The 9,843-nt window shown below is 70.2% G+C and carries 11 protein-coding genes; 5 read left to right on the top strand and 6 right to left on the bottom strand.

Annotation, left to right across the window (positions count from 1 at the left end):
• Positions 1–422: 422 nt before the first annotated feature.
• From mltG to F1193_RS16500, 6 genes are all read right to left on the bottom strand, one after another.
• On the bottom strand, positions 423–1,475 hold the full coding sequence (gene mltG / locus F1193_RS16525; protein ID WP_425457254.1) for an endolytic transglycosylase MltG: 1,053 nt from the start codon (positions 1,473–1,475) through the stop codon (positions 423–425).
• 793 nt (positions 1,476–2,268) lie between these two features.
• Complete coding sequence (fabF, locus tag F1193_RS16520; RefSeq protein WP_150098898.1) at positions 2,269–3,531, bottom strand: beta-ketoacyl-ACP synthase II; 1,263 nt, start codon at positions 3,529–3,531, stop codon at positions 2,269–2,271.
• A gap of 64 nt (positions 3,532–3,595) precedes the next feature.
• Positions 3,596–3,832 (bottom strand): acyl carrier protein, encoded by a 237-nt coding sequence (locus tag F1193_RS16515; RefSeq protein WP_126401120.1) that lies wholly within the window; start codon positions 3,830–3,832, stop codon positions 3,596–3,598.
• 226 nt (positions 3,833–4,058) lie between these two features.
• A complete protein-coding gene (gene fabG / locus F1193_RS16510; protein WP_150098897.1) occupies positions 4,059–4,796 on the bottom strand; it encodes a 3-oxoacyl-[acyl-carrier-protein] reductase in 738 nt (245 codons plus the stop codon).
• A gap of 8 nt (positions 4,797–4,804) precedes the next feature.
• Positions 4,805–5,752 (bottom strand): ACP S-malonyltransferase, encoded by a 948-nt coding sequence (fabD, locus tag F1193_RS16505; protein ID WP_150098896.1) that lies wholly within the window; start codon positions 5,750–5,752, stop codon positions 4,805–4,807.
• 94 nt (positions 5,753–5,846) lie between these two features.
• The gene (locus tag F1193_RS16500; RefSeq protein ID WP_150098895.1) at positions 5,847–6,260 is read right to left on the bottom strand and encodes a hypothetical protein; all 414 of its coding nucleotides are present in this window, start codon (positions 6,258–6,260) and stop codon (positions 5,847–5,849) included.
• A 454-nt stretch (positions 6,261–6,714) separates the two neighbouring features.
• Here F1193_RS16500 and rpsF point away from each other — a divergent pair, with 454 nt between their 5' ends.
• From rpsF to F1193_RS16475, 5 genes are all read left to right on the top strand, one after another.
• The gene (gene rpsF / locus F1193_RS16495; RefSeq protein ID WP_150098894.1) at positions 6,715–7,119 is read left to right on the top strand and encodes a 30S ribosomal protein S6; all 405 of its coding nucleotides are present in this window, start codon (positions 6,715–6,717) and stop codon (positions 7,117–7,119) included.
• Positions 7,116–7,355: a 30S ribosomal protein S18 gene (rpsR, locus tag F1193_RS16490; RefSeq protein WP_150098893.1), complete on the top strand. Its 240-nt coding sequence runs from the start codon at positions 7,116–7,118 to the stop codon at positions 7,353–7,355. Before rpsF ends, rpsR begins: the two co-directional genes overlap by 4 nt.
• Before the next feature lie 181 nt (positions 7,356–7,536).
• Entirely contained in the window at positions 7,537–8,532 is a 996-nt protein-coding gene (locus F1193_RS16485) for a DUF2232 domain-containing protein (RefSeq protein ID WP_150098892.1), read from the top strand.
• Between the two features lie 35 nt (positions 8,533–8,567).
• Entirely contained in the window at positions 8,568–9,143 is a 576-nt protein-coding gene (rplI, locus tag F1193_RS16480) for a 50S ribosomal protein L9 (RefSeq protein WP_150098891.1), read from the top strand.
• Positions 9,144–9,511: 368 nt separating this feature from the next.
• Positions 9,512–9,721, top strand: a complete 210-nt coding sequence (locus F1193_RS16475) for a hypothetical protein (protein ID WP_150098890.1) — start codon at positions 9,512–9,514, stop codon at positions 9,719–9,721.
• Positions 9,722–9,843: the final 122 nt, after the last annotated feature.

Raw genomic sequence — 9,843 nt, 5'->3', positions numbered from 1 at the left:
CCCCCGACCCCTCCCCACCATTCACTGCGTTCATGGGGGGAGGGGAGAAGAGGCGCCTCTTCTCCCCTCCCCCCGCGAGCTTCTCGAGCGGTGGGGAGGGGTCGGGGTGGGGGGCTTCGCGGGGCGAAACCCGAAACCAGAGCAGTCTCCGCACAAGTGGGTACCGGTTTTGCGAAAGAGAATGCGATAAACCAAGAACTTAGAGCATTCTCCGCACAAGTGGATACCGGTTGCGCGAAAGAAAAAGCGACAAACCAGAAACTTAAAGCGTCCGATCTGATGCAGTCAGATCGGATAACGCTCTAGAAATCAGCCGGAAGCCGTCTCGGCTTGCCACCGGAGAACCCACCCCGCCGGCGATGAAAGCGCCTCGCCACTGGGAGCCGTTGGGGTGGGGTCGGCCCGGCCCGGACACGTTCTTTTTAGTTCCGCGAGCGCGGCGGCAGCGTCGGGCGCTGCGTGGGGGCGGGGGCCGCGGCCGGCGGGGCCGCCTGGCCGTTCTGCTGGCGCTCGATCTCGCGCCAGCGGGCGACGTTGCGGTTGTGCTCCTCCAGCGTCTCGGCGAAGGCGTGGCCGCCGGTGCCGTCGGCGACGAAATAGAGATCGCGGGTGTCGGCCGGGTTGGCGGCCGCTTCCAGCGCCGCCCGGCCGGGATTGGCGATCGGCCCGGGCGGCAGCCCGTCGATGACATAGGTGTTGTAGGCGGTCGGCCGCTCGATGTCGGAGCGGTAGATCGGCCGGCCCAGCGCGCCCTTGCCGCCCACCAGCCCGTAGATGATGGTCGGGTCCGACTGCAGCTTCATGCGCCGGCTGAGCCGGTTGAGGAACACGGCGGCGACGCGCGCCCGCTCGGCCGGCTTGCCGGTCTCCTTCTCGACGATCGAGGCCAGCGTCACCAGATCCTCGGGCGAGTGCAGCGGCAGATTGGGGGCGCGCTTGGCCCAGATCTCGGCCACCACCCGGCGCTGGTCGGCCGCCATGCGCTGGACGATCTGCTCGCGGGTGATGCCGCGGTTGAAGCGGTAGGTCTCCGGCAGCAGGCTGCCCTCGCGCGGGATCTCGCGGATCGGCCCGGTCAGCACGTCGTTCTCAAGGAGCCGCGCCACCGTCTGTTCCGAGGTCAGCCCCTCGGGCACGGTGATCTGGTGCAGCACCGACTTGCCGGTGACGATGATGCCGATGACGTCGTTGAGGCTGGCGCCGCGCGGAAACAGGTATTCGCCGGCCTTCAGGTCCTGGCGGGCCTGGCGCAGCATCACCCCGGCCACGAACGCCCAGGCATTGTCCACCACGCCTTCGCGTTCGAGCTGGTCGCCGATGTCGCGGAAGCCGGAGGTGCGCGACAGGTTGACGACCTTTTCGGCGGCGAGCGGCCCCGGCCTGCGCAGCAGCGCCTCGCTGTAGGAGAGGGTGGCCATCAAGGCGAGGCCGACCACCACGGTCAGCGTCAGCAGCACATTGCCGGCCACCACCAGCGGGTTGCGGGCCCGGCGCGAGGGGCGCGAGCGCGCCTTCGCCCTGTCCTGCCGGCTGTTCTGCTTTTTGGCGGCTGTCTTGGCGGCCTTGGCGCCCCCGTTCGCCGGCTTGGCCTTGGCGTCCGTCGCGGCCGGCGCCGCACCGGCCGGCTCGCGCGTGCCGGCAGGCGGGATGTCGGCGGGCTGGATGTCGGCAGGCTGGGCGGCCGGAAACGACGCGGCTGCGGGCGCGCCAGCCTCGACAGGTTGCGTCTCGAACGGGCCGATCTCGGAGGGGCGGGGCTCGAACGGGCCAGCCTCGACGGGGCCGGCCGCCGCCGGCACCGTTTCGACCTGCGCACCTTCGACCTGCGCACCTTCGACCGGCACCGCCGCCACGGGTGCGGCGTCAGGCGCGGCCTCGGCCGCGTCGGCAGCGGGCGGCGCGAAAGGGGGCGTTGTCGTGGAAGGCTGCTCTGCCGCCGGGGCATCCGCCGCCGGCCTGTCCTTGTCGTCCGCCATATCTGGTCCTTCGACGTCTGGTTCGCGACGCGAGTTCCACCCGTGTCCTGAAGAGCCCGGCCCGCGCGGCCACAGATCCGGCAGGCGGCCGCCAGCCATCCGACAGGCGATCGGCCATTCGGCGACCGGACTGCGAAAGGCCGGCCGCGGCGCCGGAATCCGTCCCGGCTCCGGCCGCGCGGGCGCACCCGTGCGCCGGCCGGAACCAGCGGCAGACTAGCGGCAAATATGGCGAAAGCGAGCGTGCCGCGCGCCCCACGGCCACCGGATGCGGCGCGGGGCGTGCGGCGGATCAGGCCGCCTTGCGGAACACCAGCGAGGCGTTGGTGCCGCCGAAGCCGAACGAATTGGACAGCACCACCTCGATCGGCCGCTGGCGCGCGGCGTGCGCAACGAGGTCGATGGGGGTCTCGACCGACGGATTGTCGAGGTTGAGGGTGGGCGGGGCGATCTGGTCGCGCAGCGCCAGGATGGAGAAGATCGCCTCGACCGCGCCGGCCGCGCCGAGCAGGTGGCCGGTCGCCGACTTGGTGGAGGACATCGACACCCGCGCGGCGGCGTTGCCGAGCAGCCGCTGCACCGCGCCGAGCTCGATCTCGTCGCCCATCGGCGTCGAGGTGCCGTGGGCATTGATGTAGTCGAGCTCGTCCGGCGAGATGCCGGCGCGCCGCAGCGCCGCCTGCATGCAGCGGAAGGCGCCGTCGCCGGTCTCGGAGGGGGCGGTGATGTGATAGGCGTCGCCCGACAGGCCGTAGCCGATCACCTCGGCGTAGATCTTGGCGCCGCGCGCCTTGGCGTGCTCATAGGCTTCGAGCACCACCACGCCGGCGCCTTCGCCCATCACGAAGCCGTCGCGGTCCCTGTCCCAGGGACGCGAGGCGCGGGTGGGCTCGTCATTGAAGCCGGTCGACAGCGCCCGGCAGGCCGAGAAGCCGGCGATCGCCAGCCGGCTGAGCGGCGATTCGCTGCCGCCGGCCACCATCACGTCGGCATCGCCGAGCGCAACCAGGCGCGACGCGTCGCCGATGGCGTGCGCGCCGGTCGAGCAGGCGGTGACCACCGCGTGATTCGGGCCCTTCAGCCCATGCTCGATCGACACGTAGCCGGAGGCGAGATTGATCAGCCGGCCGGGGATGAAGAACGGCGAGATGCGGCGGGGGCCGCGCTCCTTGAGGATGATGCCGGCTTCGGCAATGCCCTCGATGCCGCCGATGCCGGAGCCGATCAGGACGCCGGTGGCGGCCTGATCGTCGGCGGTCTTCGGCGCCCAGCCGGCGTCTTCAAGCGCCTGCCGGGCCGCAGCCATCGCGAAGACGATGAAGTCGTCGACCTTGCGGGCCTCCTTCGGCTCCATCCACTGGTCGGGATTGAAGGTGCCGTTCGACCCGTCGCCGCGGCGAATCGGGGTCGCGACCTTGCAGGGCAGATCGGAAACGTCGAACGTTTCGATTCGCGCTGCTCCGCTTTCGCCCTTCAGAACCCGGGACCACGTTTCCTCAACCCCGCAGCCCAGCGGGGTCACCATGCCGAGGCCGGTCACTACGACACGCCGCATCATACGTCTCCACCGGCCGGGGGATCACCCCGGCGCGGGCCCGCTCAGTGGGGCCGGTTTGCGGTCAGGCCGCGGTCTTGGACAGGAACTTGATGGCATCGCCGACGGTCAGGATGGTCTCGGCAGCGTCATCGGGGATTTCCACGCCGAACTCTTCCTCGAACGCCATCACCAGCTCGACGGTGTCCAGGCTGTCGGCGCCGAGATCGTCCATAAAGCTGGCGTTCTCGGTCACCTTGTCGGGCTCGACGCCGAGATGTTCGACGACGATCTTTTTGACCCGTTCGGCAATGTCGCTCATGGATTCATCCTTGTAAGGTGTTGTTGAGGTCTCTGGTGTCAGCGCCGCACGTTAGGATCTCGATCGGTCTCGTCCAGCGGCTGTAACGGAGAGAAAAACCAGGACAATCTGCACACGCCAGCGCGGCCGAAGCCTCCCCATTTGCTCGCGCGTCCCAGCCCAGCGGCGCCGCCGTTAGCATACTTCATCCGGCTTGGCCAGCAGCGCCAAATCCGAATTAACCTGTTCAGACCATGGCCATGCCGCCATTGATGTGAAGCGTCTGCCCGGTGATGTAGCTGCCGGCGGCAGAGGCCAGATACACCGCGCCGGCGGCGATGTCGTCGGGGGTGCCGAGGCGGCCGGCCGGCACCCGCGCCAGCACCGCCTCGCGCTGCTTGTCGTTCAGCGCGTCGGTCATCGCCGTCTCGATGAAGCCCGGCGCGATGCAGTTGACGGTGATGCCGCGGCTCGCCACCTCGGCGGCAAGGGCCTTCGACATGCCGATCATGCCGGCCTTGGCGGCGGCATAATTGCCCTGGCCGGGATTGCCGGTGACGCCGACCACCGAGGTGATGCCGATGATGCGGCCGGACCGGCGCTTCATCATGCCCTTCACCGCCGCGCGGCACAGGCGGAAGCCGGCGGTCAGGTTGACCGCGATCACCTGGTCCCACTCCTCGTCCTTCATGCGCATGAAGAGGTTGTCGCGGGTGATGCCGGCATTGTTGACGAGGATGTCGAGCTGGCCGAGCGCGGCCTCCGCCGCCGGCACCAGCGCCTCCACGGCGGCGGTGTCGGCGAGGTTGCAGGGCAGCACGTGGACCCGCTCGCCGAGCTCGGCCGCGAACTGCTGAAGCACCTCGGCGCGCGTGCCGGAGACCGCCACGGTGGCGCCCTGCCGGTGCAGGGCGCGGGCGATGGCGGCGCCGATGCCGCCGGTTGCGCCGGTGACCAGCGCCGTCTTGCCCGTCAAATCGAACATCGGTCCTCTCACGCGCTGAAGCTGGCCTTGAACGCCGCGATATCCTCGGGCGTGCCGACCGAACTGGCGGACATCTCCTTGACGATCCGCTTGGTAAGGCCGGACAGTACCTTGCCGGCGCCCACCTCGACCAGCCGTGTGACCCCTTGGCCGGCCATGAATCCAACGGATTCGCGCCAGCGCACCGTGCCGGTGACCTGTTCGACCAGGCAGCGGCGGATCTCCGCCGGGTCGCTGACCGGCTGCGCCAGCACATTGGCCACCACCGGCACCACCGGCTCCCGCACCTCGACCGAGGCCAGCGCCGCCGCCATGGCGTCGGCGGCCGGCGCCATCAGCGGGCAATGGAAGGGGGCGGACACCGGCAGCAGGATGGCGCGCGACGCCCCCTTGGCCTTGGCGATCTCGCAGGCGCGCTCCACGGCGGCCTTGTGGCCGGACACCACCACCTGGCCCGGCGCGTTGTCATTGGCGGCGGCGCACACCTCGCCTTGGGCCGCCTCGGCGGCGACCGCGGCGGCGGCCTCGAAATCGAGCCCCATCAGCGCCGCCATGGCGCCGGTGCCGACCGGGGTCGCCGCCTGCATCGAGCGGCCGCGCAGGCGCAGCAGCCGCGCGGTGTCGGCCACCGACAGCGCGCCGGCGGCGGCGAGCGCCGAATATTCGCCCAGCGAGTGGCCGGCGACGAAGGCGGCGGCGCGGGCGAGGTCGAGCCCGGCCTCCTGCTGCAGCACCCGCATCGCCGCGAGCGAGACCGCCATCAGCGCCGGCTGGGCGTTCTCGGTCAGCGTCAGCGTATCGGCCGGGCCGGCCCACATCACGGCGGTGAGCTTTTCGCCCAGCGCGTCGTCGACCTCGTCGAACACCGCGCGGGCGGCCGGAAACGCCTCGGCCAGCGCCTTGCCCATGCCGACGGCCTGGCTGCCCTGGCCCGGAAACACGAAAGCTGTCGTCATCTTGAACGGCCCCCCGGAAAGCGGCGCCATTGATACGCCGAAGCGGCGGGTGTCAAGGCGGGGAGCGCCGGATGGGCGACGGTTGCCGGCGCGCCTACCGCCGGGGACGATCGAACTGCCGGAGCACGTCAGGGGGCAGGTCCAGCTTCGTGCCGGGCTGCGGTGGCAGCATCCGATGCGGCATGCCCGGCAAGGTGCGGCAGGGGTCGCAGAGAAAGTATCCCTGGCCGAGATCCTCCCGGCACCGGTCGTCGACGATGAAGACGGCCCGCGCCGAGAACCGGTCGCCCGGAGACAGGACGCCTTCGATGCGAATGGTCTTGCCCTCGATCGCCCGGATCGGCGGCAGGACGGTGCCGTCCGCCACCAGGCCGGGGGCCTGGAACGAGCCGTTCGAGACACAGCCGACGACTGCGTAGGGCACGGGGGCCGAAGCCTCGGCGCGCCCATGGCCGCCGGCCACCGCCAGGGCGCCAAGCAGCCATGCGAATGTCCTGTGAATGCGCATCACCTTCCACCGGAGCGATCGAGACTTGCGGCCATGCTAGTGGTCCGACCCTGACATTTGCATCCGCAAATGTCGGGACAAGTCGGCCCACAAACTATTGATTCTGGGGATGAAATTTTTCCGACGCGTGGGTGCCAAGCGGCGGATTTCATCCACTTTGGCATGCCGCCGTCGGTTTGGAGCCGGAATTCCACGCCCAGGCCTCAGAGGGCCTGCCCGAAGGGCCTGCCCGCGCCGCCGTTGCGCTCAGGCGGTTTCCGTGTATAAGCGCCAGCTTCCACCGGCATGGCCGGGGGCTGAACGGACGGCCGCGGCCGGCGCTTGCGCGCGCCGCGGCAGGGTGGTCCCACCCGCCGTCCCGTGTCCCCGCTCTCCCGAGACACCGCAGCCTTTCCGGGCCGCGAGGGGCTTGGCGCCGTGCCGGCGGACCATCGCAACGAAAGGCGTGACACATATGCCGTTGTACGAGCATATCTTCATGGCCCGCCAGGACTTGACGTCCCAGCAGGTCGACGAACTCACCACCCAGTTCAAGGGTGTCATCGAGGCCGGTGGCGGCGCGATTCCCAAGGTCGAGTATTGGGGCGTCAAGTCGCTGGCCTACCGCATCCGCAAGAACCGCAAGGCCCATTTCACGCTGTTCAACATCGACGCCCCGGCCAAGGCCGTGGCCGAGATGGAACGCCAGATGGGCCTGTCGGAAGACGTGGTGCGCTCGCTCACCATCCGCGTCGACGCGCTCGAAGAGACGCCGTCCGTGATGATGCTGAAGCGCGACCGCGACGAGCGCCGTGGCGACCGCCGCCGTGACCGTGACGGCTTCGGCGACGACGCCGAGACCGTGGAGGACAACGCATGAGCACCGCGCCCACCCGCCGTCCGTTCTTCCGCCGTCGCAAGACCTGCCCGTTCTCCGGCGCCAACGCCCCGAAGATCGACTACAAGGACGTGAAGCTGCTGCAGCGCTACGTCTCCGAGCGCGGCAAGATCGTGCCGAGCCGCATCACCGCGGTCTCCGCCAAGAAGCAGCGCGAACTCGCCCGCGCCATCAAGCGCGCGCGCTTCCTGGGGCTTCTGCCCTACGTGATCCGCTGACGCGGAGGCCGGCGCTGCGGCGCCGGCCGTGCGGACGCCGCCCGCTGGGGCGGCCATGCGAGCGCCGCCCCGCCGGGGCGGCCTTGCGGCAAGCACGCATCGGGGTCGCCGGAATGGGCCGGCGGCCTGTGGTTGGGGCGGGGCCCGCCTCTAACCGCTCCATCAAGAGCGGGACAGCTCGATGATCAGTACGCTTTCCATCGGCCTTTCGGCCGGCCTCGCCTCGGCGCTGCTGTTCGCCTCGGTCTCCTCCGGGTCGGCCTTCGCCATGGTGCTGTTCTACGCCGCGCCGCTGCCGATTCTCATCACCGGCCTGGGCTGGCGGCATTATGCCGGCCTGCTCGCCGCGGTCACGGCGGCGGCGGTGCTGGCGCTGGCGCTCAATCCCATCTTCCTGGTGGCCTTCCTCGCCGGCATCGGCGCGCCGGCGTGGCTGCTCGCCTATCTGGCGCTGCTGGCGCGGCCCAATGCCCGTGGCGAGGCCGAATGGTACCCGGTCGGCCGCCTGCTGTTCTGGGCGGCGATGATCGCGGCGGCCGGCGTCTCCATCGGCGTGATCGCGCTCGGCACCAGCGAGGAGGCCTACACGGCCGCGCTGCGCGCGGCCGTCGAGCAGGTGCTGCGCCTCCAGACCGGCTTGCCCGCCGACCAGCCGCTGACCCTGCCCGGCGTCGACGACGTCGACTCGGCGGTGAAGCTGATGATCACCGTGCTGCCGCTGACCGCGGCCGTGCTGTCGATGCTCACCGCGCTGCTCAATCTGTGGGGCGCGGGCCGCGTGGTGCGGGCGTCGGGCCGGCTGGTGCGGCCGTGGCCGGATCTCACAGAGGTGCGCCTGCCCGGCTTTGCCGCGTCGGTCTTTGCCGTTGCGGCGGCGCTGAGCCTGGTCGGCGGCCTCGTCGGCATCGTCGCCGGGCTGTTTGCCGCCACGCTGGCGGTGGCCTACTCGCTGACCGGCCTGTCGCTGCTGCACGCCATCACCCGCGGGTATGCCGGGCGCGGCTTCATGCTCGGCATCTCCTATGTGGCGATCCTGCTGTTCGGCTGGCCGCTGCTGTTCTTCGTGTTCGCCGGCCTCGCCGACGCCTTTCTCGACCTGCGCCGGCGCCAGCCGGGCCTGAAGGGGCCGCCCGGCCCCAAGGCTCCGCCCGCCCCGCCGCCCCCCAACGATCAATGAATCTTGCGATCAGTGAATCCCGAAGGAGTAACCCCATGGACGTGATCCTGCTCGAACGCGTCGCCAAGCTCGGCCAGATGGGCGAGGTTGTGCACGTCAAGGACGGCTTTGCCCGCAACTTCCTTCTGCCCAAGGGCAAGGCGCTGCGCGCCACCCAGGCCAACAAGGATCGCTTCGCCCGCGACCGCGTGCAGCTCGAAGCCCGCAATCTGGAGCTCAAGCGCGAGGCCGAGGCGGTCGGCGCCAAGCTCGACGGCCAGTCCTTCGTGGTGCTGCGCCAGGCCGGCGAGACCGGCCAGCTCTACGGCTCGGTCTCGACCCGCGACATCGCCGACCTGATGACCAAGGGCGGCTTCAGCGCGGAGCGCCAGCAGATCGTGCTCAATTCGCCGATCAAGACGCTGGGCGTGCACAAGGTGCCGGTGGCGCTGCACCCCGAGGTCGAGGTGAGCGTCACGGTCAACGTCGCCCGCAGCAACGAGGAGGCCGAGCGCCAGGCCCGCGGCGAGGATCTCAGCCGCCGCCGCGACCGGGACGACGAGGAGGAGGCGGCCGATGCCGCCGCCGCCGCTGCCGAGGCGGAGTTCGAGGAGCCCGCCGAGGAGGCGTGACCGGCCGGCCGGAGTCAGATCCGGCAAGGCTCCGATCCGGCAAGGCTCGAATCGGGCAAAGCTCCGATCCGCACGACACGAATCCGGCCCCCGCGGGCCGGATTTTGTTTTCGGCGTATGCGTTCGTGCCCGCCGGCCGGGCCGGCTGCCGCTCACGCGTTCGTTAATTGCCCGTGGGTCATCAGGGCGGTTGAATGGTGCCGCAACCTGCCCGTTCTCCCGAGGGGTGGCCGGTTTCGGTCCGCCGATTGCGGAGCGCGGAGAGGACACAGGGCGCGTCCGGCCCCGCCTGTACGGGTCCGGCCGGGCCGGTGGTGCCGGGGTCATGAGGGTGGCCCGGAAGCGCGTGGTTCCGCCATCCCGAGAGGATGGCCCTGAAGACGCAAGACGCGACGATCGATCTGACGGAGGCGCCGATGGACGGCCTGCTCCGGCGCATGTTCGAGACGGTGGTCACGACCGGCCAGCTCACGGTGGTGACCGCGCAGGGGCGGCGCTATCGCTTCGGGGACGGCACGCCCCCGGAGGTGGCGATCCGTTTCACCAGCCCCGGCTGGCAGCAGGGGAATCGCAGATGAGTATAAGGGCATTGCGCGGGAGGTAGAGAAGGATTCATTCATGAGGCTTCTCGATTCGGGGAGGCTCCCATGCAGGCTCTCATCTCGATTTTCCGCCAAGTTCACGATCCTCGCGACATCAA

It is taken from the genome of Blastochloris sulfoviridis (assembly GCF_008630065.1).
Lineage (GTDB): Bacteria > Pseudomonadota > Alphaproteobacteria > Rhizobiales > Xanthobacteraceae > Blastochloris > Blastochloris sulfoviridis.
The sequence above is the reverse complement of the archived record's forward strand: the minus strand, read 5'-3'. Positions and strand labels throughout refer to the sequence as shown.